The sequence below is a fragment of the Breoghania corrubedonensis genome (genome assembly GCF_003053845.1).
Lineage (GTDB): Bacteria > Pseudomonadota > Alphaproteobacteria > Rhizobiales > Stappiaceae > Breoghania > Breoghania corrubedonensis.
The window spans coordinates 1,261,172-1,287,640 of sequence record NZ_QAYG01000001.1; the positions used below are offsets into that span (position 1 = coordinate 1,261,172).

The 26,469-nt window shown below is 66.3% G+C and carries 23 protein-coding genes; 6 read left to right on the plus strand and 17 right to left on the minus strand.

The window, feature by feature from the left end; translation table 11 throughout:
* Nucleotides 1-30: 30 nt before the first annotated feature.
* From C8N35_RS05495 to lhpI, 4 genes are all read right to left on the minus strand, one after another.
* Nucleotides 31-1,293, minus strand: coding sequence for an NAD(P)/FAD-dependent oxidoreductase (locus tag C8N35_RS05495; RefSeq protein ID WP_107988549.1), 1,263 nt, complete (start codon nt 1,291-1,293; stop codon nt 31-33).
* Between the two features lie 85 nt (nt 1,294-1,378).
* Entirely contained in the window at nt 1,379-2,311 is a 933-nt protein-coding gene (locus C8N35_RS05500) for a 4-hydroxyproline epimerase (protein WP_107988550.1), read from the minus strand.
* Nucleotides 2,302-3,261, minus strand: a complete 960-nt coding sequence (locus tag C8N35_RS05505) for a dihydrodipicolinate synthase family protein (protein ID WP_107989103.1) — start codon at nt 3,259-3,261, stop codon at nt 2,302-2,304. Before C8N35_RS05505 ends, C8N35_RS05500 begins: the two co-directional genes overlap by 10 nt.
* A 90-nt stretch (nt 3,262-3,351) precedes the next feature.
* A complete protein-coding gene (gene lhpI / locus C8N35_RS05510; RefSeq protein ID WP_107988551.1) occupies nt 3,352-5,040 on the minus strand; it encodes a cis-3-hydroxy-L-proline dehydratase in 1,689 nt (562 codons plus the stop codon).
* A 189-nt stretch (nt 5,041-5,229) separates the two neighbouring features.
* On the opposite strand from lhpI, the gene C8N35_RS05515 reads away from it, so the two are divergent.
* Complete coding sequence (locus C8N35_RS05515) at nt 5,230-5,898, plus strand: helix-turn-helix domain-containing protein (RefSeq protein ID WP_210203390.1); 669 nt, start codon at nt 5,230-5,232, stop codon at nt 5,896-5,898.
* Nucleotides 5,899-6,044: 146 nt separating this feature from the next.
* Nucleotides 6,045-7,082: an Ldh family oxidoreductase gene (locus C8N35_RS05520; protein WP_107988553.1), complete on the plus strand. Its 1,038-nt coding sequence runs from the start codon at nt 6,045-6,047 to the stop codon at nt 7,080-7,082.
* A 125-nt stretch (nt 7,083-7,207) separates the two neighbouring features.
* On the opposite strand, the gene C8N35_RS05525 is transcribed toward C8N35_RS05520, so the two are convergent.
* From C8N35_RS05525 to C8N35_RS05565, 9 genes are all read right to left on the minus strand, one after another.
* Nucleotides 7,208-7,684, minus strand: a complete 477-nt coding sequence (locus C8N35_RS05525) for an NUDIX hydrolase (RefSeq protein WP_281261763.1) — start codon at nt 7,682-7,684, stop codon at nt 7,208-7,210.
* 218 nt (nt 7,685-7,902) lie between these two features.
* Nucleotides 7,903-9,219: an amidohydrolase family protein gene (locus C8N35_RS05530; RefSeq protein ID WP_210203391.1), complete on the minus strand. Its 1,317-nt coding sequence runs from the start codon at nt 9,217-9,219 to the stop codon at nt 7,903-7,905.
* A 142-nt stretch (nt 9,220-9,361) separates the two neighbouring features.
* Nucleotides 9,362-10,126, minus strand: a complete 765-nt coding sequence (locus C8N35_RS05535) for a class I SAM-dependent methyltransferase (RefSeq protein WP_107988555.1) — start codon at nt 10,124-10,126, stop codon at nt 9,362-9,364.
* The gene (locus C8N35_RS05540) at nt 10,126-11,091 is read right to left on the minus strand and encodes a thymidylate synthase (protein WP_107988556.1); all 966 of its coding nucleotides are present in this window, start codon (nt 11,089-11,091) and stop codon (nt 10,126-10,128) included. Before C8N35_RS05540 ends, C8N35_RS05535 begins: the two co-directional genes overlap by 1 nt.
* Nucleotides 11,092-11,099: 8 nt before the next feature.
* Nucleotides 11,100-11,537 carry a nucleoside 2-deoxyribosyltransferase gene (locus C8N35_RS05545; protein ID WP_107988557.1) on the minus strand — a complete coding sequence of 146 codons (438 nt, stop codon included), beginning with the start codon at nt 11,535-11,537 and terminating at the stop codon, nt 11,100-11,102.
* A gap of 496 nt (nt 11,538-12,033) precedes the next feature.
* Nucleotides 12,034-12,756, minus strand: a complete 723-nt coding sequence (locus C8N35_RS05550) for an amino acid ABC transporter ATP-binding protein (protein ID WP_107988558.1) — start codon at nt 12,754-12,756, stop codon at nt 12,034-12,036.
* Nucleotides 12,749-13,402 carry an amino acid ABC transporter permease gene (locus C8N35_RS05555; protein WP_107988559.1) on the minus strand — a complete coding sequence of 218 codons (654 nt, stop codon included), beginning with the start codon at nt 13,400-13,402 and terminating at the stop codon, nt 12,749-12,751. Before C8N35_RS05555 ends, C8N35_RS05550 begins: the two co-directional genes overlap by 8 nt.
* 13 nt (nt 13,403-13,415) lie before the next feature.
* A complete protein-coding gene (locus tag C8N35_RS05560; RefSeq protein ID WP_107988560.1) occupies nt 13,416-14,081 on the minus strand; it encodes an amino acid ABC transporter permease in 666 nt (221 codons plus the stop codon).
* A 77-nt stretch (nt 14,082-14,158) separates the two neighbouring features.
* A complete protein-coding gene (locus tag C8N35_RS05565) occupies nt 14,159-14,965 on the minus strand; it encodes an ABC transporter substrate-binding protein (RefSeq protein ID WP_107988561.1) in 807 nt (268 codons plus the stop codon).
* 250 nt (nt 14,966-15,215) lie between these two features.
* Here C8N35_RS05565 and C8N35_RS05570 point away from each other — a divergent pair, with 250 nt between their 5' ends.
* Nucleotides 15,216-16,733 carry an aldehyde dehydrogenase (NADP(+)) gene (locus C8N35_RS05570; protein WP_107988562.1) on the plus strand — a complete coding sequence of 506 codons (1,518 nt, stop codon included), beginning with the start codon at nt 15,216-15,218 and terminating at the stop codon, nt 16,731-16,733.
* 82 nt (nt 16,734-16,815) lie between these two features.
* Entirely contained in the window at nt 16,816-17,856 is a 1,041-nt protein-coding gene (locus tag C8N35_RS05575) for a proline racemase family protein (protein WP_107988563.1), read from the plus strand.
* A 104-nt stretch (nt 17,857-17,960) separates the two neighbouring features.
* On the opposite strand, the gene C8N35_RS05580 is transcribed toward C8N35_RS05575, so the two are convergent.
* The 4 genes from C8N35_RS05580 to C8N35_RS05595 all read right to left on the minus strand — a co-directional run bounded on the left by C8N35_RS05580 (nt 17,961) and on the right by C8N35_RS05595 (nt 25,119).
* The gene (locus tag C8N35_RS05580; protein ID WP_107988564.1) at nt 17,961-18,461 is read right to left on the minus strand and encodes an acetone carboxylase subunit gamma; all 501 of its coding nucleotides are present in this window, start codon (nt 18,459-18,461) and stop codon (nt 17,961-17,963) included.
* Nucleotides 18,462-18,524: 63 nt separating this feature from the next.
* Entirely contained in the window at nt 18,525-20,837 is a 2,313-nt protein-coding gene (locus C8N35_RS05585; protein WP_107988565.1) for a hydantoinase B/oxoprolinase family protein, read from the minus strand.
* Nucleotides 20,838-20,882: 45 nt separating this feature from the next.
* Complete coding sequence (locus tag C8N35_RS05590; protein ID WP_245926664.1) at nt 20,883-23,036, minus strand: hydantoinase/oxoprolinase family protein; 2,154 nt, start codon at nt 23,034-23,036, stop codon at nt 20,883-20,885.
* Between the two features lie 235 nt (nt 23,037-23,271).
* Nucleotides 23,272-25,119 (minus strand): sigma-54-dependent Fis family transcriptional regulator, encoded by a 1,848-nt coding sequence (locus C8N35_RS05595; RefSeq protein ID WP_107988567.1) that lies wholly within the window; start codon nt 25,117-25,119, stop codon nt 23,272-23,274.
* Between the two features lie 689 nt (nt 25,120-25,808).
* Between C8N35_RS05595 and C8N35_RS05600 the strand changes: the two genes are divergently transcribed.
* The gene (locus tag C8N35_RS05600; protein WP_107988568.1) at nt 25,809-26,168 is read left to right on the plus strand and encodes a hypothetical protein; all 360 of its coding nucleotides are present in this window, start codon (nt 25,809-25,811) and stop codon (nt 26,166-26,168) included.
* Between the two features lie 11 nt (nt 26,169-26,179).
* Nucleotides 26,180-26,455, plus strand: coding sequence for a radical SAM family protein (locus tag C8N35_RS05605; protein WP_107988569.1), 276 nt, complete (start codon nt 26,180-26,182; stop codon nt 26,453-26,455).
* Nucleotides 26,456-26,469: the final 14 nt, after the last annotated feature.

The window sequence follows — 26,469 nt, forward strand, 5'->3', positions numbered from 1 at the left end:
CGCCCGCGTGCAGTCATGACAGCGCCGAACTCAGAAGCGGCGCGGATCGAAGGGCGCGAGCGAAATCTCCGGCGCGCGCCGCGCGGCAAGCGCGCGCACAAGCTCCGCGGTGCCGGCCGATTGCGTCAGACCCAGGTGACCATGGCCGAAGGCGTAGATCACCCGGTCCGCCTTGGGCGCGCGCGCGATCACCGGCAGGCTGTCGGGCAGCGAGGGACGGAACCCCATCCATTGCGTGCCGCCGCTGGGGTCAAAGCCCTGAAGGAAGTCGGCCGCCTTGCGCACCAGGATCTCGGCGCGCCGGTAGTTCGGCGCAAGCTTCAGCCCGCCAAGCTCCACCGCGCCGCCGACCCGCAGTCCCTCGCCGATCCGGCTGACGACGAAGCCGTGATTGGCGAAGGTCACATGCGTGCGCAGATCGAAGCTGGCGGTCGGGAAGGTGGTGTTGTAGCCGCGCTCGGTATCGAGCGGGATGCGGTCGCCGAGCATGCGCGCGATCTGGTGCGACCACGCGCCGGCCGCGACGACGAGCTGATCGCCCCGGTGCTCGCCTGAACCGGTGCCAGTGTCTGTGACGACCTCGACGCCGTCCTCAAGCTGGCGCACGGCCAGAACCTCGGCGATCTCGATCGCCCCGCCGGCCTCCACGAAGGCGCGGGCGAGGTGCTGGGTCCACGCTTCCGGGTCCACCGTGTTCATCCAGTCCGGCGTGAAGCCGGCATGGGTGAAGCGCGGGCTCAGGCCCGGCTGGATCTCGGCGATCGCCTCGAGGCTTTCGAGCAGATCGAAGGCGATGCCGTGGCGACGGCGCTGGTTCCACGCCGGTTTCGAGGCCTCGAACTGCGCGCGGCCCTCATAGACCTGAAGCTGACCTTCGCGCCGCATCAGGGGTTCGCCCGAAACCTTGACGATCAGCCGCTCCAGGGCCGCGCGCGACAGCCCCATCAGGCTCGACTGCGCCGCGACCGCCGCCTCAAAGCGCGATTTCGCCGTGGCGCGCCAGAAATGCAGCATCCACGGCATGATCTTCGCCGCATAGGCGGGGCGCAGCGACAGCGGTCCGAGCGGATCGAGCAGCCATTTCGGCGCCTTGCGCATGATGCCGGGCGCAGCCAGCGGTTCCACCTCGGCAAAGGCGAAGGCGCCGGCGTTGCCGCGCGAGGCTTCCGCCGCGACGCCCTTGCGGTCGAGGATCCGCACCCGGTGCCCGTCGGCCTGTAGGGCCAGCGCGGCGGTCACCCCGATGATGCCCGCGCCGATGACAATGATTTCAGCTTGTGTTGACTGCGCCAAGACGGACCTCGATCGAACGCGATGGAAACGAAGCCCCCGGCGTCGGACCGGCGCCGGGGAAGGGGAGAGGCAGGAGGGAAGGCGGTCAGGGAGCGATTCCCTGCCGGAACGGATCTTCCGGCAGGAACAAGAGGTTGCTTTCGGCCATCACGTAGGCCTTGCCGGTGATGGAGGGGATCACGCCGCCGTTCGGGCCGGTGCGATAGGACAAGCGATAGGTGCTGCCGATAATGCTCTCCTGGACGATCTCCTCGCCCTCGGCCAGACGGCCTTCGGCGGCAAGGCAGGCGAGGCGGGCGGAACTGCCGGTGCCGCAGGGCGAGCGGTCATAGGCATCGTCCGGGCAGAGCACGAAATTGCGGCTGTGTCCTTCCGCCGTTTCCGCCGGACCGTAGAAGATCACGTGATCGACCGGCATGCCGTCTGCGCCGCCGAGCCCTTGCGCCAGCAGCGCCTCGCGCACCGCGACCGCCGCATCCGTGAGCCGGCGGATGTTCGACGAGATGACCGGGATCGGGCTCGGGTCGACGATGAAGAAGCAGTTGCCGCCATAGGCGATATCGCCGGTGACGGTGCCCAGACCCTCGACCTCCACCGAAACGCCCGTGCGGTCGCGCCGGCTCTCGATATTGGTCACCGTCACGGTGTTGGCGTCGCGCACATCGACGGTCACCACGCCCACCGGCGTCTCGATCCGGTGTTTGCCGAGCCCGATGCGCCCCATGTGGACGAGCGTTGCGGCAAGGCCGATCGTGCCGTGGCCGCACATGCCCAGCACCGCCTCGGCGTCGAAATAGATCACGCCGGTCACGCAGGTCGGGTCGACCGGCTCCACCAGCAGCGCGCAGACCATCGCGACCTGCCCGCGCGGCTCCAGGATCACCGATCGGTAGAACGCGCGATGCTCGGTTGCGAGCCTTGCGGCGCGCTCGGCGAGCGGCCCTGAGCCGAGATCCGGCCCCCCGTCGAGGATCACCCGGGTGGGCTCGCCCCCGGTGTGGCTGTCGATCACATGCATTCGGCGATCACTCCCCCCTGCTTCGACCAGTTCGCGAACCACGCGTTGAACTGGTTGAACTGCGCCTCGCAGAACCGCGCCTGGGAGGGCGACAGCGCGTCGGTCTCGTTGATGTTGAGCGCGTATTCGCTCTCGCCCTTCAGCGTCATCAGGTGCTTGAAGTAGAGCACCAGATCGACGCCCTCGTCGAACTTGGCGAGCACCGAGAAGGCCTCGGTCAGTTCGCGCGCGCGCAGATCGGCCTCGGGACAGCCCCCGGCCGCACGGCGCGACAGGGCGACCAGCAGCAGCGCCTCCTTCGGCAGGATGCTGCCGATGCCGGTGATCGTGCCGACGGCGCCGCATTTGACGAAGCCGTGGTAGACCTCGGTATCGACCCCCACCATCAGGATCACGTCGTCATCTTGCGAGGTGATGTGCTCGGCCGCATAGCTCAGGTCCGACTTGCCGCCGAATTCCTTGAAGCCGATCAGGTTCCTGTGTTCCGCACGCAGGGCGAAGAACAGGTCCGCCTTGGTCGAATAGCCGTAATAGGGGCTGTTGTAGATGATCGCCGGCACGTCCGGCGCGGCCACCAGGATTGCCTTGAAGTGGTTGCGCTGGGCGGCGACGGACAGTCCGCGCGAAAGCACGCGCGGGATGACCATCAGCCCGGCGGCGCCGACCTTCTGGGCATGCGCGGCATGGGCCACGGCGGATTTGGTGTTGATCGCGCCGGTTCCAACGACGACCGGCACGCCGGCCCTGGTCAGGCGCTCCACGCCCTCCATGCGCTGCTCGTCGGTCAAGAGCGGCCAGTCGCCGCAAGAGCCGCAATAGACGACGCCGGACATTCCGGCGGCCATCAGCTCCTGCCCCTTGCGCACGAGCGCGTCGAAATCGGGTTCACGGTCGGCGGTGCAGGGGGTCAGCAGCGCGGGGATGGTGCCGAGAAAGACGTCCTTGTTCATGGTTTTGTTCGGGGATTGGGTCATGGGGCAAGCTCCGTTCGTTGTTCGTTTGGGCGATGGCGCCGAAGGGGCGGGCGGGGCGCGGTTCGGTCAGGTCGCGATCCATGCGGGCGGCGCGGCAGGCGCGCGGCCGCTGCACGCCGCCTCGGCGCATTGCGCCAGAGAGCCGAAGCGGACGGCGCGGTTGCTCAGGCCTGGCGCATAATGGGCATATTTGCCCGAGTTGGTCATCAGCACCCGGGCGTGGGGCGGAAAGACGGGTTCCGAGATCGAGCACCAGCACAGGTCGGGTATGATCCGCACACCTGCGGCCTCGAGCCGGGCCCTGACCCCGTTTTCGGCGATCTGCGCGAGCGTGCCGCGACCGAGCGTGACGATGGCGGTGACGTTCGGGCCGACATGCGCGCCCTCCATCAACCGCGCGAAGGCGGCGCATTCGGCGGCGGAGAAATGCGGGCTGCCGAGCGCGACGAGGTCCACCTCAGCCCCGCCCCGGTTGAACTCCGCCCACAGGCGGGCGAAATCATCCAGGCCGATCGCCACGCGGTCCGCCTCCGGTACAGGCGCGAGATCCGCCTCCGGCGTGATGCCGGCGACATGCAGCATCGGCGCGGCCGAGGTGGTTCCGAAGGCGGCGCACAGCGCCTTGAGATCATCCTCGCAAGGGCAGGCGGCCTCCAGCCCCCGGATGAGCGGAATGCGGTCAGGCGCCGCCTGACCGGCGAGCCATCCGAGCATCGGCCAGAAGGCATCGTCGGCGCCTGCGGGCATCGTCACGTCAAGGATGCGGCGCGGCGCGCGGTTCTTGCCGAGATAGACGCCGGCTTGAGCTGCCCGGCCGGTCAGCGCGATGCACAGGTCCATGAAATCGGCATGCTTTTCGGTGCGTGCGCCCAGCACGCTGTTGGCATAGACCACCGCGTTGCTTTCCGCCCAGGCGATGTCCTCGCCCGCCTTCGGCCGGTCGGCCAGGAGGTAGGGCGCGCAGGTGAAGCTCGGTTTCGCGCCCATCTCCACATAGGCATCCGCCAGCCCTGCTGCGGGCGCGCCGAAGGCCTCGTCCACCCCCTGGGCGCGCCAGTTGGCGTGGTCGACCGAAATCGCGTTCATGGTCGTCGGCACCCGCACCCGGCCGCCCTTGTCCGCCATCGCGCGGGCAAAGGTCAGGAAGGCGGGGCTTGCGTAGATGCAACCGTCGATGTGGACGCGGCTGACATCGGTCAGCCGGCGCGCGCCTTGCGCCCTCGCCATCGTGACGATAACCTCCATCGCAAGTTGTGCCGCCTCGCCAGATCCGCCGGTCAGAATGGCGCGGTCGGCCTCGCTCAGTTCGAGCGCCCCGGCTTCGAGCGTGTCTGCGGGCACGAGCGGCCATGTTTGCGTGCCGGCCTTCAGATGCGTACGGGTGATTTCGGCGGTCTTTTCGCGGGCGAGCGCGTCGTACTCGGCGGCGGACAGGCGCAGGACCGCGATCTCGTGGCCGAACAGCCGCCCGGCGACCAGCGCGCCAAGGGTGAGGATGTCCTCGGCCTCGCGGAAGACCAGCGCGCGCGGTGCGGTTCCGGCGAAGGCCAGGCCCAGCAGGACGCCGCTCCCGGTGCATGAACCGCGGCTGGTCGGCATCATGACGATGTGCCCGGCGAGCGAACGCCCGCGCTGCGGGTGATGCGCGTCGATGATCTCGCCCGTTGCGGGATTCACGCCGCCCCAGACACTGAGCCCTTCCTCGCACACGAGAAGCGGCCCCTGAACGGATGCGGACACGATCGATGTCGCCATGATTCTTCCCGTCGCCTCCACCGGACCATCGCCGGCTCATCAACTTCGGCGTGTTGTGCGACCCGTCAACACCCGAAATGGCGCCGAAAGGCGCAAGTTTCGGGGATTGCCCGCCTCCGGCCGGTTGCAAATGTTGCGCATGTCACGAAAATATGCTTAAACGATCACAACTGGTAAGAAAAGAAAAATATGGCACAAATGGAAAAATCCTCCGCCGATGACGCCGGCACCGAGACCGATGCCGCCACCGGGGCCGCGGGCGACGACTGGGAAGCCGAGCGCATGCAACTGCGCTCCGACCTCGGCAGCCGGATGAAGGCGATGCGCCAGGCCTGCGGCTTCACGCTCGAGGCCGCCGCCCAGCGCACGGGGCTTGCGCTGTCGACGATCCACAAGATCGAGAACGGGCGCGTCTCTCCAAGTTACGAGAACCTGGTGCGGATCGCACGCGCCTATGACATCGGCATGGAACGGCTGTTCTCCTCCGACCACGAAGCGCACCAGACGACGCGGATGACCGTGACCAAGGCCGGCGAGGGCCGCAAGGTGCGCTCCAAGAACTTCGAATACGAGGTGCTTTGCAACGCGCTTGCCGAAAAGAAGATCATCCCGCTCGTCACCCGCGTGGAAAAGCGCGCGCCGCTGAAGCCGGAAGAGCTTGAGTCCCACGACGGCGAGGAAACCCTCTACGTGCTGTCCGGGCGGATCGAGCTTGTCGTCGAGCATTACCAGCCTGTCACGCTGGGGCCCGGCGACTGCGCCTATTTCGACAGCACGCTCAAGCACGGGCTGCGCGCGCTGGACGACGAAGAGGCCCGGATCTTCTGGGCCTGCACCTATATCGACGTGGACAAGTAGGCCCGGGAGGCCCCCGGGCAAAGCAGGACCGGCAGAGCAGGGCCGGCAGGGTAGGGCAGGGCGCCTCGCCGATTGCCGGCCCTCCGTTCGGCCGCGTCCGACCACCCTCGACCATCACCCGCACGGCACAAGGAACCTGACCAAGCATGGCCGAACCTCATGTCCTCTCCGTTGACGCGTTGCTGCAGCGTGTTGAGACGATCTTCGAGCGCGCCGGCGTCCGCCGCGAAAGCGCGAAGGCCGTTGCCGGCGTCATCGTCGCGGGCGAGCGCGACAGTTGCAAGTCGCACGGGATCTATCGCATCGAGGGCTGTCTCAAGGTGCTTGCCGCGGGCAAGGTGGAGCCGAATGCGGTGCCGCAGCTCCACGATGCCGGCACGTCGGTGATCGAGGTCGATGCGGGCGGCGGGTTCTCCAACCCGGCCTTCCATGCGGCCAGGGATCTCCTTGCCGAGCGCACGCGGGCAAACGGCATCGCGGCGCTGGTGATCCGCGATTGCCTGCATTTCTCCGCGCTCTGGCACGATGTGGAGGCGCTGGCCGAAGAGGGGCTGGCATCGCTTTCGATGTGCCCGAGCTATTCCTTCGTCGCACCGGCGGGCGGCACGGAGCAGCTTTTGGGGACGAACCCCTTCGCCTTCGGCTGGCCGCGTCCGGGCGGCGATCCTTACGTGTTCGACTTTGCGACCAGTGTGGCGGCGCGCGGCGAGATCGAGCTGCACCGGCGTGCCGGCACCCCGATCCCGGAAGGCTGGGCCATCGACCGCGACGGCAATCCCACGACGGATCCAGACGCCGCGCTCGATGGCGCGATGCTGACCTTCGGCGGGCACAAGGGGTCGGCGATCTCCACCATGATCGAGCTTCTGGCCGGCGCGATGCTGGGCGAGTTCATGAGCAAGGAAGCGCTCGACTTCATGGGCGGCACGGCCTTGCTGCCGCGCCACGGGGCGCTGGTGATCGCGCTCGATCCGCGCACATTCGCCGCCAGAAGCGGCCGCGATCCGCTGGCAGAAGGCGAGACGCTGCTGACCGCGATCGGCGCCCAGGGCGCACGGCTTCCCTCCGAGCGCCGCTTCGCCGCACGCCGCAAGGCAATGCGCGACGGGATCGCCCTGAGCGAGGCCGAACTGGCGCAACTCGACCGCTTCGAAAAAGACGGCCTCGCCGCGGTGGGCGCCTGAGCCGGTCGGGTCTCCCGGCGAAGGGACCTGGCGTTAAAGGGCTCTGGTGAGAGACCATTGTGATTTGGCAGAAGCAGGTGGCGGACATTTTCGCTGCGGCCCATCCGCCTTAGCCGCGAATCGCTCTAACCGGCGCCGCCCGCGTAATCCCGCGCAAGGCGGGCGGCCTGGCGGGCGACATCGGCCACGTCGAGGCTGAGCGCCAGGCTCGCATCCTCCAGTTCCTCAAGGTCGAACCAGCGCGCCTCCAGCGCATCGTCGCCGGCGACCGGCGTTCCCGAAATCCGGCGGCACAAAACCGCCACCAGCACATAGTGCTGGCGCAGGCTGCCGTCGTCTGCATGGTCGAAGACATCGACCGCGGTGAAGACCTTGAGGGCCTCGCCCTCAAGCCCCGTCTCCTCCATCAGTTCGCGCACCGCCGCCGCCTCGATCCGCTCGCCGCGATCGACCTTGCCGCCGGGAAAGCCCCAGTGCCCGACATCGGGCGGATTGGCGCGCCGCACCAGCAGCACCTTTCCATCCTGAAACACCGCCGCGATCGTCGCCACGATGGGGCGCGGCGCGTTGGCAAAATCGGACGGCGGGGAAGACGTGGTCAAGAGAACGGCCTCTTTCGCGAGACGGCCCATCCTTCGAGACGGCCTTGTCAGGCCTCCTCAGGATGACGTTGTGTTTGTTGTTAGTTTTGCAGAATTCACAACACGTGCAACGTCATCCTGAGGAACCCGCACAAGCGGGCGTCTCGAAGGATGGGCGGCTTGCTTGTAGCAAACCATGAATGACCCCGGCGCGCTATCCCTCCAAACCTCATCGCCCGTCAGGCCGCGATAGCGACCTTGTCCTTGATGCGGCGGAAGGCGTCGTTCGCTTCGCGCAAGACCCGGTCCTGGTCGACCCGCGTCAGCCGGCGCCCCTGCATCACGATCTCGCCGTCGATGATCGTCGTGTCGACGACGCTGCCGTTTGAAGCAAAGACCAGATGGCTCATCAGATGGGCGGGATCGTCGCTGAGCAGCGGCGTGAAATGGGCGTTCCGCGTATCGACGAGAATGACGTCGGCCTTGGCGCCCGGCACCAGATGGCCCACGTCGAAGCCGAGCGCCCGGCCGCCGTTGCGCGTCGCCATGCCCAGAACCGTGGCGGCCGGCATCAGGCCGGCGTCGCAATGGCGCGCCCGCTGCATCAGCGAGGCGAATTTCATCACCTCGAACATGTCGGCGCTGTTGTTGCACTCAACCGCGTCATGTCCGAGACCCACGTTGATGCCCTTTGCCATGTATTCGGGAACCCGGGCGATGCCGTTGCCGAGCTTTGCGTTGGAACTGGGATTGTAGGCGATGTGCGTGCCCGTCTCCGCCATCATCGAGATCTCGCTGTCGGACAGCCAGACGCAGTGCGCGGCAACCGTGTCGGGTCCCAGAAGCCCGGTTTCGTAGGCAAGCTCCGTCGGGCGCCGGTCGAACTTCTCGAGGCAATAGTCGACCTCGGTCTGGGATTCGTTCAGATGAACATGGATCCCGGCGCCCAGTTCATCGGCGGTGCGGCGCGCGGTGCGCAGCAGTTCCGGCGAGGCAAGCGGCAGCCATTCGATGCCGATGCGCACCGCGATCCGCCCGTCGGCCCGCCCGTGCAGCGTGTTGAACGCCTCGATGTTGTCCGCCATCGTATCGAGATTGTGCTCGTCGAGCGCGATGTCGTTGGAGAGCACGGCGCGCATGCCGATCTCGTCCGCCGCCTTCGCCAGCGACGGCAGCAGCCGGTACATGTCGTTGACCGTGGTAACCCCGGACAGGATCGATTCCGAATAGCTCGCCAGCGCCGCCCAGTAGGCCGCCTCCGGATCGAGCCCGCGGATCAGCGGATACCAGCACTGATCGAGATATTCCCACAGCGGCAGGTGATCGTTGAAGCCCTTGCCGATCGCCGTGTGATAGTGGAGATCGACGAGCCCGGGCATGATCACCTTGCCGCTCGCATCGATGACGCGGTCGTCGTCGCGCGCCTCGATTTCCGGTGCGCCCGGCCACAGCGAGGCGATACGGTCGCCCTCGATGACCAGCGATCCGCCGGGATGATAGGTGCCGGCCGCGTCCAGCGCCAGCAACAGGCCGTTCTTCAGGATGATGCGTGCCACGTCTCGCTCCTTGTCGTCTGTCCCCGGCGCTTCGCGAAGGGGAGGGGAGGGGGCAGCGCGGCGTCTCCGCCTTCGTTCCCGCCCCCGTCTCCGCCTTCGTTCCCGCCCCCGTCTCCGGCTACGTCTCCGCCCCCGTCTCCGGCTACGTCTCCGCCCCCGTCTCCGGCTTCTGGGCCGTCAGGCGGAGGAAGGGGGGATGGGTGCGCTCGCTGATCGTCAGCCTTTCGCGCGCCTCCGCCGCGATGGCATCGGCCGTCAGTTCGTAGATCGACGGCCCGAGGAAACCCGCCTCGCGGATGAGATCCACATAGGTTGCCTGCGACCAGTGCCTGTCGTGGATGACGAAGGGCTCTGCGACGCCGGGCACCTGCAGCGTCACCTTGCGCAGCGCGCCGTCGGCATACTTGATGCCGGCCTCTCCGCTCTGGAAGGTCTTGAACCGGACGCCGGTCACGCGCGGGTTGGAATCCAGCACGAAAAGCTGGCCGCCCGGTTTGAGGACGCGGTGGATCTCCTTGAGGATCGCGGCGATCTCCGCCTTGCTGTCGATGTTGATCAGCACGAAACAGATGATCGCCGCATCGAAGCTTTCGTCCTCATGGGGCACCCGCCCGCTTTCCACGCGCGCGAATTCCGGTCCCGGCAGCCCCAGGGCCTTCGCCTTTTCGATCATGTCGGGGGAGAGATCGACGCCGCTGACCCGCGCGATCCCCGCATCGAGCATGCGGCGGGTCACCTTGGCGCCGCCGCAGCCGTAGTCGAGCACGCGGATATCGCCGCCCAGACGGCGCAGCATTTCCGCGATCAGCGGCTGGTAGCCGAGAAGATCCTCGACATGATCGTCATAGGCGACGAACAGGTCGGAAACCGTGCTGTCGTCCCATTTGGTCTTGGTCGTCGCGCCCATCAGTTGACCGCCTCCATGCGCCGTTGCGTGAACAGGTGCCGATGCAGCGGATGGAGCGCCTCCAGCGCCCGCGCATTGACCTCCGGCCTGCGCGAATGCAGCCAGAACAGCACGAGAATGTCGCGCCAGTAGGCGGGGACGGAAAACCGCAGCACATCGTCCAGATCGAGGTTGCCCTTGCGGATCTCGCCTTCGGCGCAAAGAACGTCCTCGATCGTCTCCGGGCTTGTCGCCGGCATTTCCGGATAGCCGATGCCGGCCGTCGCGGGCCGCTCGGCCACAAGCGCGCGCGCCCGCTCCAGATCGGGCTCGTAGATGTGGATGGAGCCGACGTGGTGGTAGTAGCGCCCCACCCGCACGCCGAGGCGCCGGGCGATGTATTCCTGGATGAGCGTGAACGAGAACACGTCGCTCAGAAAGCCGATATAGGCATCGTTGGCGCGCATGAACGCCACCATGTGCAGGGCGCCGTCGCGCAGCAGAAGCTGCAGGCCCAGCGTGCAGGACACGTCGATGTTGCGCCGGTAGATGTCCTCGTTCGCATCGAAGATCTGGAGGAAGGCGCGCTTGCTGTCGGGATCGTCGTTCAGCAGGATATCGACGACCCGCTCGATCTGGTCGATCCGGTCGGGCCCGAAGGCCAGCAGCTTGCGCCCGTAGCCGGTGCCGGGAAGCGTTTTTCCGTCCGCGCTGTAGCGCTTCATGCGCGGCGCATAGCGCTCGATGAACGCCAGATCGTTGCGGCCCGACAGATACCAGAGCGCCTCGGCGTAATTGAAGACGATGTTCTGGCGCCGCGCGGGGCTGAGGCACATCCGCGCCAGCGGGTTGTGCAGCACGGCGGAAAAGCCGAGCACCTCGATTTCCGCGTTTCCGCGCGGCGCGTTGCGGAATTCGGGCGCGGAAAGAACGCCCGCGATCGTCGAGCGATACATGTCGTCGAAGGTTTCATAGCGGTCTGTCATGGCGCCACCTACGCTTCGGCGAGCAGGTGCTCGAGCGCCTTCGGCTCCACCGTCTCGTCATAGACGAGCGTGCGCACGCGCGTGATGGTCTTGAGGCCGCGAACGAGGAACGCGTATTCGACGCCCCGCTTCAGGAGCAGGGTAATGTCCTTCTGCAAGGCCGATGCCCAGCCGAGTTCGACATGCGTGCCGGGAGAGGCGGGAAAGCCGGGATAGGCGACGAACCGGTCGCATCTGGCGATCTCGTCGTAGTCGATGCGCGTGCATTCGTCAGGGGTCATGAATTCCCGCCCCCACTGCTCGCGCCGGTGAGCCGAATGAACCTCCCAGCCCAGCGTCTCGAAATGATCGATCAGCGGGACGAACATCGCCATTCCATGATCGGACATCCGCTTTTCCTGCGGATCGACGAGTGCCTTGAACGGCCCGGCGAGAAATACCTTCATCTGAACGCGTCCTCTCCAAAATTTTTTGAATTGAATGACAATCAAGGAAACAAAAGCCGAAAGTGTTGTTGGGATCGCTCCTGTCAAAATGCGGATCGGCGGAGGATTTCTTCTGTTCGCTCCCGCCTGATCGGGCCACCGCGGCGGGTGGCGCAATTTCGAACGGGCGGACAAGCCTTCTCCGGCGACAGCCGCGAAGACCGGCCGAAGCCGACAGGTCCGCGCGCATGCGTCGGCCCGATTTCAAAGCCGCGAGTTTCAGGTCCCCGATTTTCAGGTCATTGAGTTCATCGCAACAGACAAGCTCATCGTAAAAGACAAGTTCATCGCAACAGACATCCGCGCCACAAACCGCCGGCGCATTTCAAAATCAGACCGACACGTTTCTTCCGATCGAAATATCGCCGGCATTTGAAACGGTCGGGCGGGGCCTGTCAACAGCATGGTAGCAGCGGCAGGCCCAGCACTGGCCCGCCCTTCTTCGGGCGCGGCCCGCTCAGCGCACGCTGGCGAGAAACTTCCGGGTTTCGGGGTGCTGCGGATCGCCGAAAATCTGGTCCGGCACGCCTATCTCGGCCATGACGCCCTTGTGGAAATAGGCGACGCGGTCCGACACGTCCCGGGCGAAGGCCATTTCGTGCGTGACGCAGATCATGGTCATGCCTTCCTCCGCCAGCATCTTCAGCGTTTCCAGCACCTCGCCCACCAGTTGCGGATCGAGCGCCGAGGTCACCTCGTCGAACAGCATGTAATCGGGCGACATGGCGAGCGCACGGGCGATCGCCATGCGTTGCTGCTGGCCGCCGGACAGGCGCGCGGGATAGGTCGCGAGCTTGTCGCCCAGCCCGACATGGGCGAGCTGCGTCCTCGCGATCTCCTCGGCCTCCGCCTTGCCCATCCCCAGCACCTTGCGCGGGGCGAGCGTGACGTTTTCCAGAACGGTCAGATGCGGGAAGGCATTCCATTGCTGGAACACGATGCCGATCTTCCGGCGCAGCCTGTTGAGATCGGTCGACTTTGCATGCACCTCGGTGCCATCGACGACGATCCGGCCGGAGGCGATCGGCTCCAGGCCGTTGATGCAGGTCAGGAGCGTCGACTTGCCCGAGCCGGAACCACCGATGATGGTCACCACCTCGCCCTTGTCGACGGTCAGCTCGATGCCCTTGAGGACTTCGAGCTGACCGAAGGATTTGTGGACGTCGTGGATCTCAATCATTGGACCACCTCTTTTCGAGATACCCGCCGAACCGGGCAAGCGGGAAGCTGATGACGAAGTAGAAGACGCCGCAGATGAGGAGCAGGAACATCGGTTCCTGCAGGCGCGTGATGAGGATCTGGGTCGATTTCAGCAGTTCGGTCACCTGCACCACGTAGACCAGGGCCGAATCCTTCATGACGCCCAGCGCCAGCCCGATCCACGACGGCAGCGCCACGCGGGTGGCCAGCGGCAGCACGATGTGGCGCATGTCCTGGCCCCAGGTCATGCCGAGCGAGCGGGCCGCGCGCCGCGTCGTGGTGGGCACGGCGTCGATGCCGCCGCGCACGATCTCGGCGCAATAGGCCGCCGTATAGAGCGAGAGCACCATGCAGGCCACCGTGAGGCCGGAAAACTGCAACCGCAGAACCATGCCCATGAACGCATTGGCGAGCACGAGCTGGATCAGCAGCGGCACCGAACGGAAGATGTCGAGAAAGAAGGTCAGCGGCGCGGCGTAGACGGTGCCGAGCTGGACGCGGATCACGCCGAAGACGATGCCGAGGACGGTGCCGATGGCGACCGAGATCGCGGTGACGACGATGGTCATTCCCGCGCCCTTGGCGAGGAAGATCAGGTCGGCTGAGGAAAGCGCGGTGTCGAACATGCTCTGCGCCCCCTCAATAGCGGAACAGGCGTGCCGCGATCAGGCGGGCGCTCAGGGTGATGATCTTGGTGATGATGTAGAAGATCACCGCGGCGATCGCGAACAGCTCGAAGGTGCGGAAGGTCAGCGCGTTCAGGTCCTGGGTGACGCCGTAGAGATCGGAATTCAGGCCGACGGTCACGCCGAGCGAGGTCATCAGCACCGCCCAGACCATCTGGTTCGTCATCGGCAGGAACGAGATGCGCAGCATCTGCGGCACGATGATGTAGCGGAAGGCCTGGGTCTGCGACATGCCGAGCGAACGGCCGGCACGGATCTGGGTGTCGGGAATGGCCTTCAGCGCGCCGCGGAAGTTCTCCGCCAGATAGCCGGCATTGTTGAAGGTGATGCCGATCAGCAGCGAGACGAAGGGGCTGAGATGGATCCCGAAACTGGCGATGCCGAAATGCGCCATGTAGATCTGGAACAGGGCCGGGGTGTTGCGCGCGACCTCGACCCAGCCGGTTGCGACCGCCCGCAGCGAGCGGGAGCCGGACAGGCGCAGCAGCGTCAGGAGGATGGCGCACAGGATGCCGATCAGCATCGACAGCACCGCCACTTCCATCGTCACCACCGCACCGTCCAGCATTTTCGGAAGCCGGGCGAGCGCCTGGTTCCATTGGAAGGTGTAGCCGAACATTGCCGTTTCCTGCCTGAGGAGATGTCGCGGGAAAAGCGGCGCGGGTCTCCCGCGCCGCCGTCAGTTCCGGCGTCCGGTTAGCGATAGGCGTTCGGAACAGTCAGGGAGGGGAGAGTGCCGCCGACCCACTTCTTGTAGAGTTCGGCATACCGGCCGCTGCGGATCTGCTGGTTCACGAACAGGTTCAGATAGTTGATGAGGCCGTATTCGTTGCGGCTGGCGAACAGCGCGACATAGTCGGTGTCGAACGGCGCCTTGCCGACCACCGAGATGCCGTCGAACTTGCCCGAATTCACGCTCGCCATCGCCACGGTGGAGGTCGAGACGGTGGCGTCGAGCTGCCCCTGGCTCAATGCGAGGAAGACGTCCGCCTGGGTCTGATAGGGCCGGTATTCGCCCTCGCCCCACGCCTTGACCTGCTTTTCCAGGGCAATACCTTCGAAGGTGCCGGCGACGGCACCGACGGTGTGGCCCTTCATGCTCTCGAACGAGGTGATGCCGGACTTGTCGTTGGCGGTCACGACCATCTCGAACGCGAAGTAGGGGATGGAGAAACCGACGGTCTTGGCGCGCTCCAGCGTGTCGGAGGTCGAGGCGACGCCGACGTCGACGCGGCCCGACATCAGCGCGGGAATGCGCTCGGGGAAGGGGGTCTCGACGATTTCGGCCTCGACGCCGAGCACCTTGGCGAGGTCCTTGCAATAGTCGACGTCGAAGCCGATCGGCTCGTTGTTCGCGTCGCGCATGCCCATCGGCGGGAAGTCGAGTACGACCGCGCAACGCAGCGTGCCGGAGGAGATGATGTCATCGAGCTTGTCCGCCTTGGCGGCGCCGGCAAAGCCGGTCGCGGCGATCAGGGCGGCGATAATGGTGATTTTTGTCATTGGTGGAACCCTCTGTTGATTCTTGAGCAAACATGACGCGATTTTTTCTTTACTGCAATAAATTTTCATATAAGAAAAAATCTAGCGCAACGCGAAAATCGCCGCCAAGCCTGCGTTGGAAGCCAAGCCAATGGATTCACGTATGTTTTTTCTTCTCCCTGCATCCATGCCGCGCGCCATTCCGACACATTGACGTGAATTTCGGGGGTCAGGATGCCCTCATTGCAAAGGCCAACTGGAAGGGACTCACATGACTTTCGCACCCCACGGCAAACATCTGATCGCAGGAACGTGGACCGGGACCGAGCAGACCTTCCTGTCGGAACCCGCCCACGGTCCGGCGCATGCGTTCTCACTCGGCACGCCGGAACTGGTCGACCAGGCGGCGCGGGCCGCCGAAGAGGCGTTCTGGACCTACAGCACGACCACCCGCGCCGCGCGCGCCGGTTTCCTTGAGGCGATTGCCGACGAGATCGAGGCGCGCGGCGAGGCGATCACGCAGATCGGCACGCAGGAGACGGGTCTGCCGGAGGCGCGGCTGAACGGGGAGCGCGGACGCACCACCGGCCAGCTGCGGCTCTTCGCCGACCATATCCGCAAGGGCGACTATCTCGACCGTCGCCACGACGCCGCCCTGCCGGACCGCCAGCCGCTGCCGCGCCCCGACCTTCGCCTGATGCAACGTCCCATCGGCCCGGTGGCGGTGTTCGGCGCCTCGAATTTCCCGCTCGCGTTCTCAACCGCCGGCGGAGACACGGCGGCCGCGCTGGCAGCCGGCTGCCCGGTCGTCGTCAAGGGCCACGACGCCCACCCCGGCACCGGCGAGATCGTCGCCGAGGCGATCCTTGCCGCGATCGTCTCCTGCGGCATGCCGCAGGGCGTGTTCTCGCTGGTGCAGGGCGGCACGCGCGAGGTCGGCCAGGCGCTGGTGCAGCACCCGCTGATCAAGGCGGTAGGTTTCACCGGCTCGCTCGCCGGCGGGCGCGCGCTTTTCGACCTGTGCGCGCAGCGTCCCGAACCGATCCCGTTCTTCGGCGAGCTCGGATCGGTGAACCCGATGTTCATGCTGCCGCAGGCGATCGCCGCGCGGGCCGGCGAGCTCGGCCAGGGCTGGGCCGGCTCGCTCGCCATGGGGGCGGGCCAGTTCTGCACCAATCCCGGGATCGCGGTGGTGATCGACGGCGCGGGCGCCGACGCCTTCGCCGAGGCCGCCCGTGAAGGGCTCTCGCAAACGGGCGCGCAGGTGATGCTCACCGACGGCATCGCCGCGGCCTATGCCAAGGGGGCTGCCCGAATGGGCGCGCAGGCGGGCGTGCGCGGCCTTCTGACCTCCATGTGCGACAGGCGCGAGGCAAGGCCCTTCCTTTTCAAGGTGTCGGCCCGGGACTGGATGGACAACCGCGTGCTCGGCGAGGAGGTCTTCGGCCCGCTCGGTCTCGTCGTCGTGGCAAATGACGAGGAGGAGATGGTCCAGGTCGCGCTGAGCTTCGAGGGACAGCTGACCGCGACGCTGCACATGGACGATGCGGATGTCGCGCTCGCGCGCCGACTCATGCCCGTTCTGGAACGAAAGGCGGGGCGCGTGCTGGCAAATGGCTTCCCCACCGGGGTCGAGGTCTGCGACGCCATGGTCCACGGCGGGCCGTACCCGGCTTCCACCAATTTCGGGGCGACCTCGGTCGGAACCCTGTCGATCCGCCGCTTCCTGCGCCCGGTCTGCTACCAGAACATGCCCGCCGCGCTGCTGCCGGACGATGCGGCCAGCTGAGCCCTCGGAGGCTGGCCCGGAAACGGCATCGGGCCGGCCTCTCCGGGCGGGCTCACATTTTCCCCACAAAGGAGAACGGACCATGCGTTCGCGCATCAACATTTCCGTCGTCGGCTGCCATGCGGAAGGCGAGATCGGCGACGTCATCATCGGCGGGGTGCTGCCGCCGGAAGGCGACACGATGATGGAGCGGATGATCGCAATGGAGCGCGATCACGACCATATCCGCCAGCTGCTGATCTGCGAACCGCGGGGCTCGGTCGCCCGCCACGTCAACCTGATCGTGCCGCCGATCTCCCCGGATTGCGCGGCCGGCGCCATCATCATGGAGCCGACCGAATACGTGCCGATGTCCGGGTCCAACACGATCTGCGTCGCGACCGTCCTCCTGGAGACCGGCATGGTGCCCATGCAGGAGCCGGAGACGCGCTTCAGGCTCGACATGCCGGGCGGGGTGATCGAGGTGAGCGCGCGCTGCGAGGACGGCAAGTGCAAGTCCGTCACCTTTCGCAACGCCCCCGCCTTCGCCTCCGTGCTGGACGGGGCGCTGGAGGTCGAGGGCCACGGCACGATCCCGCTCGATATCGCGTACGGCGGGATGTTCTTCGCCATCGTGGATGCGAAGGCGCTGGGTTTCGCGATCGAGCCGGACGAGGCGCGCGATCTCGCACTTCTCGGCGAGAAGATCCGCAAGGCCGCGCGCGAGCAGTTCGAGGTCGTGCATCCGGACTTCCCGAACGTGCGCGGCGTCTCCATCGTGCAGTTCGCCATGCCCTTCGAGGGCAGCGGCCAGGTGACCCGCAACACCTGTATCGTGTCGCCGGGCCGCTCCGACCGTTCGCCGACGGGCACGGGAACGTCGGCGCGCATGGCGGTGCTGCACGCCAGGGGGCAGATGAAGGTCGGCGACGAACTGATCCACGCCTCGATCATCGGATCGCGCTTCGTCGGCAGGATCCTCGATGCGCAGGAGCGCGGGGGCCGCACGACCATCATCCCCCAGATCACCGGCCGGGCCTGGATCACGGGCCAGCATTCCTACCTGCTCGACCCTGAAGACCCCTGGCAGACCGGCTACATGCTGTCGGACACCTGGGGCGTCACGCCAACCTTGAGGCAGTGAGCCGGACGGCTGCGACAAAGACGTCGCGACCCGCGCTGGAGCATATTCCGCTCGCTCGCAAAGTGCTCCAAGTGGCGCGCGGGTCGTTCCTGCAGCGGTACGGCTCAGGCCCTCTCGGGGATCTCCAGGCCGAGCCAGTCCCGGTAGAAGGTGTCGATATCCGGTTCGAAGTCGTGGATGACCGGATACCACGGCGTCGGCGCCTCGACATCGAGCAGATCGCCCGAGAGCGGGCAGAAATACTCGCGTATCACCTGCCATTCGGTGCTCGGCGCCATCAGGCGCGGGTAGATCTCCTCCATCTGCTGCGCCGTCTCGCGCACCCGGATGCGGGCGTAGAGCTTCCAGTTCTCCGTCCACTCGCAGAAATCGTGGCCGGCCCAGCTGCGCACCATCCATTTCTTGTCCGAAGCACGCTGGACGATGAAGAGCTTCGGACCCAGCGGCAGGATGATCCTGTCGTCCCAGGGAACCGCCTCCTGCAGGATCTCGACATACTTGACGAAGCGGTCGTGGTCCTTCGGCGTCGACAGCATCTGGTGCAGCGTGTCGCGGTCGATGGTGCCGTCGACGAGATCCCTGATCTTCGATTTCGTGTAAGCCATGTGGTCCTCCCTTTTTTCATGACACGGGTGCGCCGATCGCCGCCGGCGCGCCCGAAGCCCGGATCATTCCTCGACGAGTTGCACGACCTTGACGTCGGGCAGTTCGGAGATGTCCATCGAGTACTCGCGGCCGTAGGACGGGATCGGCAGATCGGCCTCGTCGAGCTTCCAGCTTTCCGGCAGGTTCCAGAAGGCGCGGAACGCCGTCTCGAACTTCGGCCCCAACTTGAAGGACGCCGCGAACATCTGCTGGACATGGACGCCCGCATCCTTGGCGAGGATCTTCTCGCGTTCGCGGGCCATCCAGTCGGAGGTCGGCACCGACTGGTCGAGCCGCTCCTTGCGGATCGCGGCACGCCTGGCCTTGGTCGCCGCCTCGTCGACACCCAGCATGCCTTCGGCGGCATCGACGAGCACGACGCCATAGACGGTGTCGGCGAAGCGGCGCAGCAGATACCCGCCATTGACGTCGTCGGCGACCGCCTGGGGCGCGCGGTCGAGCGGATCGCCGAAGCCGGGGCCGCCGCGCATGTAGTTGAGATAGAGATCGTAATCCTCAAACATCGCCTCGGTGGTGATCGCCTGCTTGTCGCGCTTGATGCGCGCCCCCGGAAGCAGGCCCTCGTAAAGCGGGTTTTCCGGATCGGTGTCGCCGCCGAAGGGAATCGGCTCGCCGTTGGCGATCTTCTCCTTCAGCCCCGTGTCATGCGCCTCGAAGCGATAGCCGGAGGCGGCGGGGTAGCCGCCCATCAGCCCCCAGTCGGAGCTGATATGGCCGTTGCCCATGAAGAACATGGTCCAGTCCTTGGCATTCCAGACCATGCGCAGAGACTCGAACCCGCAGCCGCCGCGATACTTGCCGGCGCCGCCGGAGGAGGCCTTGATCTGGCGGCCGAGATAGACCAGCGGTTCCGCCAGCTCCCAGATCTCCATGTCGCCCATGTCGCCTTCCGGGTTCCAGACCGCGGCGGCGTGGCTGATGCCGTCGGCATGGGCCGAGGCGCCGACCCCGTTCGCGGCGCATTCGAACGAGTTCACGGCGTGGATCTCGTCGTACTGGTTGAACCCGCCGCCCTGCAGCCAGTTGGAGGTGTTGGCGTTGCCGGCGTTGACCTCCTCCAGATAGCCGCGGCCGAAATAGCTGCGCGAGAGCCCGCGCCACAGCGCCGTCCACGACGAGACGAGGAAGTGCCACGAGTAGCTGAAGGCCACCCGCCGGTCGTCCGGGTTCATCCACGTGCCCTTGGGCAGCCGGAATTCCGTGCCGTAGGCCGCGCCGTCGTTGATCATCTCGGTCGGGATGAGGCTTTGCGTCATCATCACCCAGATGCCGGAGGTGAAGCTGACCTGGTGGGCGTTGTAGGTGTGCCAGCCCCAGCGGCTGGACCCTTCGAAATCGAGCCGCCACGTGCCGTCGCCGCGGATGGTGATTTCCGAGGGCGTGTGCATGATCGTGTCGAGCTTGGCGAAATCCGACGGCACGCGGACGTCGTCATGCGCATAGGGCACGTCGACGAAGCCCACCTGGCGATACTTGCCCGGGATCGTCATCGCCTTGATGCGGTTCTGCAGACCGACCCTGCCATGCTCGACAGCCTCGTAGGCGAACTGCCAGTAGGCCTCGATCCCCTCTTCGGCGACCACCTCCTCCACCAGCCGGCGGATCATGTGGCAGCCGGCGACACGGGTGCGCTCGTCGAGCATCCAGTAGCGCGTCGTGCGCACCATCCTTTGCGATTCATGCAGCCAGTCGCGCTTCAGCTCGTCGTTCTCGCCGATCTTGCGGCAAGTGATCGAATAGCCGTCGCCGAAGCGCTGCACCTGGCCGGTGGACATCGAGCCGGGGCCGACCGAGCCGGTATCGATCACGTGGGTCACGCCGCCGACCCAGCCGATCAGTCCGCCCTCGTGGAAGATCGGCACGATGGTGTGGATGTCGCAGGGATGGACGTTTCCGATCAGCGAGTCGTTGTTGCAGAAGATGTCCTTGTCGTTGATCCCCGGATTGCTCTCCCAGTCGTTCTCGATCATGTACTTGATCGCCGCACCCATCGTGCCGACGTGGATGATGATCCCCGTCGAAGTGAGGATGGAGTCGCCGGCGGCGTTGTAGAGGGTGAAGCACAGTTCTCCCTCCTGCTCCACGATCGGGCTGGCGGCGATCTTCTTGGCCGTCTCGCGGGCGTCCACCACCCCGGCGCGCAGCCTTGAAAACAGCTTGTTGTAGAGGATCGGCTGCTCGTCGCGCAGTTCCAGCCGTTGCAGGCCGGCATAATGCCCGGTCCGTTTTGTGGCCTCCATCAGCTTGTCGCGGTGCTGCTTGAGGGTCTCGCCGCCGCGCACGATGCCGCGCCGGATGTTCGCCTGAATGTTCATGTCGTGTTTCCTCCCTTATGCCTTCACACTTCCCGTCCGCTGCCTTCACGCCTCCCGAAGGTGGAACAGCCTGTGTTCGTCGAGCCAGGTCTCGAATCCGTCGGGAACGACGAAGGTCGTGGCATCGGATTCGATGATGGCCGGCCCGAAGATCCGGTTGCCGGGCAGGATGCTCTCCATCTGGTAGAGCTGCGCATCGACCCACTTGCCCTTGCGATAGAATTGCCGCGTGCCCAGCTTCGACGCCTCCGGCGGCGCCACCTCGTGCAATTCCTCGCTGGGAATGCGCGGCTTGGGGATCGGCACGGTGCCGCGCATGATGGCGCCGGTGACCGAATAGCCGAGCTCGGGCGAGCGCGCGGAGGCGGCATAGACCCGGCCGTAGGTTTCGTTGAACGCCTCCACGAGCGCGTCCCAGTCGTCGGCGCTTTCCGCGCGCGCGATCGGGCTCTCGATCTCCAGGTCGTTCAGCTGTCCGCGGTACTGCATGCGGAAGCCGGGCTGCAGCTCGACCTTGTCGGCGGCGTAGCCGTTGAGGGCGAACTCCTCCAGCACCCGCTCGCTCAGCTCGTCCCAGGCGGCCTGCAGGATGGCCGCCTGCGCCACCTTGTCGTGCTCGTGCGCATGCTCGTCGATGTTGATGTCGAGCGACTTGTCGTAGCGATATTCGAAGTCGGCCGCGGCGCAGCCGAAGGCGGAGAAGCCGGCGGCCCAGGCCGGGACGATCACGTCCTCGAAACCGAGCCCCTCGGTATAGCCGTAGGTGTGGACCGGGCCGGCGCCGCCGTAGGAAAAGCAGACGAAGTTCGACGGGCTGGAGCCCTTGCCGGAGATCATCGAGCGCAGATAGTCGCGCAGGTCGCTGTCGAGCAGTTCGATCACGCCGGCCGCGGCCTCCTCCACCGTCAGCCCGAGCGGATCGGCGATCTGCTCCTTCATGGCATCCCAGGCACGCTGCCGGTCGAGCTTGACCTGTCCGCCGAGGAAATTGTCCGGGTTCAGATAGCCCAGGATCATGTGGCAGTCGGAGATCGTGACGGTGTCGATGCCGGATTCCGGCCAGCACACGCCGACCCGGTAGCCGGCCGAATCCGGCCCCAGCTTGATCGCCCTGGTGTAGGGATCGAGGCGGATGAAGGAGCCGGCGCCGGCACCCACCGAATCCATCGCGACGAGCGGCAGTGACAGCACCAGCCGCGCCATGTCCGGATCGTTCCGGATGGTCAGTTCGTTCTGGGTGATGAGCGCGACGTCGAACGAGGTGCCGCCGATGTCGGAACAGGCGATGTTCCTGTAGCCCAGCGTCTCGCCCAGGTACTTGGCGCCGATCACCCCGCCGATGGGACCGGAGACGATGGTGCGCGCCAGCTCCTTCGCCTTCCACGAGATCGTGCCGCCATGGGTCGCCATCACGCGGAAGTCGAACCGCGATCCGTGGTCCTTGAACGCGGTGGAGATCCGGTTGAGCGTCTGCCGCGAGGGCTCGGCCGCATAGGCTTCGAGGATCGTGGTGTTGGTGCGGTGGGTTTCCTTGCGCACCGGGTAGTAGTCGGTCGAGGCGAAGACCGGGATGGTCTTGCCCGAGGCCTTCACCTCCGCCTCCACGATGTCGCGCACCCGGCGTTCGTGGTCGGGGTTCTTGTAGGAGTGCAGCAGCGAGATGACGATGCCCTCGACATCCTGCGCGATCAGTTCCCGCGCTGCGACGCGCGCCGTCTCCTCGCGCAGCGGGATCACCACGGTGCCCGACATGTCGACCCGCTCCATCACGCCCCGGGTCAGGTGGCGCGGCACCAGCGGCTCGTCGTAATAGTGCGTGTTGAGATGGATCCGGTCCTCATAGGCGAAGCCCAGATAGGCCTGGATCGCCCGCCCCATGCGGTGGAAGTCCTCCATCCCCGCATTGACGATGAGGCCGCAGCGCAGCCCCTTGCGCTGCACCACGCGGTTCAGCATGGCGGTGCCCGAATAGACCCCGGTCTGGATCTTCTCCAGCGCGTCCTCGAGCGTCAGGCCCCAGTGCTCCAGTCCCTCCTTGCTGGATGCGATCAGGCCCAGCGCCTCGTTTTCCGGCGTCGATTGCGACTTGCCGACCACGAAATCCCCCTCCGCGTCCACGAAGAACGTGTCGGTCATGGTGCCGCCGGCGTCGATGCCAAGCACCTGAACGCTGCGGACGTTTTCCTTGTCGAGTTGCAATGTGGCGTCCTCCCTTAAGTGACGCGGCTCTGCGGCCGCGCCTGAAAAGGATCGCCGGAACGGCCGCGCCGCAGGTGTCCGAATATCGGACGCCGTGTCGGACATGCCGCGGACGCGAAGACGCGCGAAAAGGGGAGTGGGCCAGAAGGGGAGCGGGCAGCCAGGACGGGTGCAGCCGGGGGAGCCGCCGCAGGAGGCGGGGCGTCAGCCGGCATTGCCGCTTGTTAGGGTGATGTCAGCCGGCGTTGCCGGCTGGGCGCTGGATGCCGTGCGTATGGAGCTTGAGATAGAGCGTGGAGCGGGCGATCCCGAGCGCGTGGGCGCTCGCCGTCAGGTTGCCGCCGGTCTCGTTGAGCACGTCGAGAATGCGCTGCTTCTCGCTGGCGCGCAGCGAGGCCTCGCCTGACGCGGCGGGCGGCGCGACGATTTCCGGCGGCAGGTCGCCCAGTTCGATCAGGCCCGTCATCGACAACGCCGAAAGCTGCTCCACGAGGTTTCTCAGCTGGCGGACGTTGCCGGGCCAGTCATGGACCTGCAGGCGCTCCATCGCCGGCGGCGTGAAGCGCAGCGGGCCGCGGTTGCCTTTGGCGTGGAACTGTTCGGCGAAGTGTCTCGCCAGGCGCCGTATGTCCGCCGGGCGCTCGCGCAGGGGAGGGACGTGCAGGCGCGCGCCGTTGAGCATGAAATAGAGATCGGAACGGATCTGCCCGGCCTGCAGCGCCGCGTGCAGGTCCGTTCCCGACAGGGCGATGACGCGCGCCTGCGTCTCGTGCGCATGCGAGATCCCTTCCGCCTTGAGCAGGTGGAACAGCAGCGACTGCACGTCGGGCGCGGCGGCGGCGGGCTCGTCCAGACACAACACGCCGCCCGAACGCAGCACCGAACGCAGCAGGCGCGCGATCCGGCCCGCGCCGTCGTCTTCCTCGCGCAGCCGGTCGGCGGTCAGTTCACCGCAATAGACCATCTCGAACGGCCTGCCGGCATGCGCGGCCCGCGCTATCGCGCGCGCCAGCAGCTCCTTGCCGACGCCGGTCTCGCCCTCGATCAGCACCGGCAGGTGCGTCGCGCCGAGGCGCGCCGCCCGTTCGCACAGCCGCTCCATCTCCGGCCCGCCGCCCGATATCCAATCGAGCCCCAGGCCCGGACCGTCCTGCGTGCGGCGGCGGCGCCGGCGCGAGGGCAGCACGATCATGGCGCCGAGCGCGCTGCCGCCATCCTCGACGATCTCGATCTCCGCCGCCGGCATCGCCTCCGCCAGAGCGTCCACGAGCCGCTCCGGCGGAATTTCGCGCAGATTCCGGACCCGGTCGCGCACGGCGCCCACATCGCCGAACTCCGGGGCCCGGTCCGGGAAAAGCTCGGTCGCGAACACCTCGCCGCCGAAGCGATCGAGCAGCAGCACCTCGTCGTCGCTCCAGTAGCGCCGCGTGGCAAGCAGGGTCGCGACCAGCTTCTGCCGTTCCTCCTCCGCCTCCTCCCGCAGCCTGCCGCCGATTTCAGCGGCGAGCGAGGCGGACACGAGGGCCGCGTGCCTCTGGTTGCTGCCTGCGGGTCCGGAAATGTCCACGACCCCCATCAGCGCGCCGTTCACCGGGTGCAGCACCGGGGTGGCGGCGCACGACCAGCGCTGGATCTCCTCGCAGAAATGCTCCACGCCATCGATCTGCACCGGCCGGCGCAGATGCAGCGCGGTGCCGATCGCGTTGGTGCCGATGGCGTCCTCGTTCCAGCGTCCGCCGAGATGCAGATGGTTCTCGCTGGCCCGCTCCAGCACGGCCCGGTCACCGTCCGCATCCAGAACGATGCCGTTCGCATCGCACATCAGCACGATCGATCCGGTGTCCAGCAGCAGCGTTCCGGCGCGGTTGAGGACGGAATTCGCCGAAGCGCGGAGCATCGAGCTGCGTTCGCGCAGAGCCTCAAGCTCGTGCGACGTCACCCGGGGGGCCCGCTTCAGCGACGGGATTTCCCGCCTGGTTTCCGTTCGTCTCCAGGACTGGAGAACGACCTCCCTTATGCTTTTCGGCACCTTGCCGAGCGCCCGGAATCGCTCCCAGTCCTCCTTCTGGATGCTCTCCGCCATCTCTGCTCCTCTGAAGATCAGTGCAGCATAGAAAGTCTCCGCGAGCAATACATATGGATAAGGGGCCGCTTACGATACGGCACATGTCGTGCCGCACCGGAGTGGCTGGGAGTTCACGTGCAGCCGCACGCCCCAGAAAGCGAAGCTATACTCGGCGCGAGCCGCCGGAGCGCCTTGGCGGCTGCTGGGCGTTGCGGAATTCGGTCGGGCAGTTCCAGCCTCACGCCTGAAAATCTGACGAAACTGGTTGCGTTGGCGAAGCCTGGCTGGCGGCCGATGCATGTTGTGCTATCGCGGTTGGTGAGCAAGCTGCCTCAGCAGAGGAGTGCAAAGCTGGTGTCGCAGCAACGCGGCGCGCATCTCGGGGGAAGTTCCGCCCGCAAATCCCTCTGAAGCCGGTCTGCAATCCTGCGCAAAACATCCAGAGCCTCGCGCGCGCATCGCTGGATCGGCAACAGGGTGTTCATCTGAGCAAGCTGGGCAATGGTCGGGATGCGGAGGACCGTTCCCGGGAAGCAGATAACAGGCTCGAAGCCCACGGTCCGGGTGCGTCCTGACCCGTTCGAGCATGCACACCTATGCCGCGAGGAACGGGTTCTCCGGAAAGCTGCGGATCCCCGCCGACGGCGAGACCCTGACATTGTGACCGCGGAAGAAACCCTTGCGGGTGCCGACCGTAGGTCACCGTCATGCGCCGGAGCGACTACGAAACCGCATACTTGATCCGGAAGTCGAAGATCCCCTCGATCGACTATGCCGCCCCCCCTGTACAGCTGCGATTTCGGCTGCGCCTATTGCTACGCCAACTTCAGCGGCCGGTTCGTCGGCGAACCAGTGAAGGAACGGGCAACCTGGTCGCGGTGAAGAGCAACGCGGTGAAACTCGCGCGCAGCGAACTGGGCAGGATGCAGGCCGCCAAGAAGAACGGCATGATCCTGCTCTCCTCGCTCACCGACCTCTGTGAGGGCATCGAGAGAAGGCGGGGAATTGCCGGGGGCGTCTTTGTGAGCTCGTCCGCAATGGGTGGTCGGGCGTCGCGCGGATCCTAAACAAGTCGCCCATGGTGACACGGGATGTCGATCGGCTCGAACGGCTGCCGCACGCCGAGATCAACCTGACGGTCACCACCACTGACGATGCGATCAGCCGCTGGCTCGAGGTCCGGACGCCGAGCGCGACACGGCGGCTGCACGCCTTTTCGCAACGGCATGAGGAAGGCATCCGCACCTTTGCTTTCGTTGGCCTCCGCTATCGCATTTCGCCGCGCTGCCGGATCTTCTCGACACGCTCTTTGCCCGACTGGCCGGGGCCAAACACCTGGCAGGCTGGCCTTTAGGGTCGAACCCGCAA

Excerpts from the sequence above, each read along its gene's own strand:
- C8N35_RS05535 (WP_107988555.1), bottom strand. The coding sequence starts at position 10,126 with ATGGGCGCGACGACCAAGACCAAATGGGACGACAGCACGGTTTCCGAC.
- C8N35_RS05550 (WP_107988558.1), bottom strand. The coding sequence starts at position 12,756 with ATGATTGAGATCCACGACGTCCACAAATCCTTCGGTCAGCTCGAAGTC.
- C8N35_RS05575 (WP_107988563.1), top strand. The coding sequence starts at position 16,816 with ATGCGTTCGCGCATCAACATTTCCGTCGTCGGCTGCCATGCGGAAGGC.
- C8N35_RS05580 (WP_107988564.1), bottom strand. The coding sequence starts at position 18,461 with ATGGCTTACACGAAATCGAAGATCAGGGATCTCGTCGACGGCACCATC.
- C8N35_RS05570 (WP_107988562.1), top strand. The coding sequence starts at position 15,216 with ATGACTTTCGCACCCCACGGCAAACATCTGATCGCAGGAACGTGGACC.
- C8N35_RS05600 (WP_107988568.1), top strand. The coding sequence starts at position 25,809 with ATGCGCCGGAGCGACTACGAAACCGCATACTTGATCCGGAAGTCGAAG.
- C8N35_RS05505 (WP_107989103.1), bottom strand. The coding sequence starts at position 3,261 with ATGAACAAGGACGTCTTTCTCGGCACCATCCCCGCGCTGCTGACCCCC.
- C8N35_RS05545 (WP_107988557.1), bottom strand. The coding sequence starts at position 11,537 with ATGAAGGTATTTCTCGCCGGGCCGTTCAAGGCACTCGTCGATCCGCAG.
- C8N35_RS05560 (WP_107988560.1), bottom strand. The coding sequence starts at position 14,081 with ATGTTCGGCTACACCTTCCAATGGAACCAGGCGCTCGCCCGGCTTCCG.
- C8N35_RS05520 (WP_107988553.1), top strand. The coding sequence starts at position 6,045 with ATGGCCGAACCTCATGTCCTCTCCGTTGACGCGTTGCTGCAGCGTGTT.
- C8N35_RS05605 (WP_107988569.1), top strand. The coding sequence starts at position 26,180 with ATGGTGACACGGGATGTCGATCGGCTCGAACGGCTGCCGCACGCCGAG.
- C8N35_RS05565 (WP_107988561.1), bottom strand. The coding sequence starts at position 14,965 with ATGACAAAAATCACCATTATCGCCGCCCTGATCGCCGCGACCGGCTTT.
- C8N35_RS05595 (WP_107988567.1), bottom strand. The coding sequence starts at position 25,119 with ATGGCGGAGAGCATCCAGAAGGAGGACTGGGAGCGATTCCGGGCGCTC.
- C8N35_RS05555 (WP_107988559.1), bottom strand. The coding sequence starts at position 13,402 with ATGTTCGACACCGCGCTTTCCTCAGCCGACCTGATCTTCCTCGCCAAG.
- lhpI (WP_107988551.1), bottom strand. The coding sequence starts at position 5,040 with ATGGCGACATCGATCGTGTCCGCATCCGTTCAGGGGCCGCTTCTCGTG.
- C8N35_RS05500 (WP_107988550.1), bottom strand. The coding sequence starts at position 2,311 with ATGCATGTGATCGACAGCCACACCGGGGGCGAGCCCACCCGGGTGATC.
- C8N35_RS05585 (WP_107988565.1), bottom strand. The coding sequence starts at position 20,837 with ATGAACATTCAGGCGAACATCCGGCGCGGCATCGTGCGCGGCGGCGAG.
- C8N35_RS05540 (WP_107988556.1), bottom strand. The coding sequence starts at position 11,091 with ATGACAGACCGCTATGAAACCTTCGACGACATGTATCGCTCGACGATC.
- C8N35_RS05515 (WP_210203390.1), top strand. The coding sequence starts at position 5,230 with ATGGCACAAATGGAAAAATCCTCCGCCGATGACGCCGGCACCGAGACC.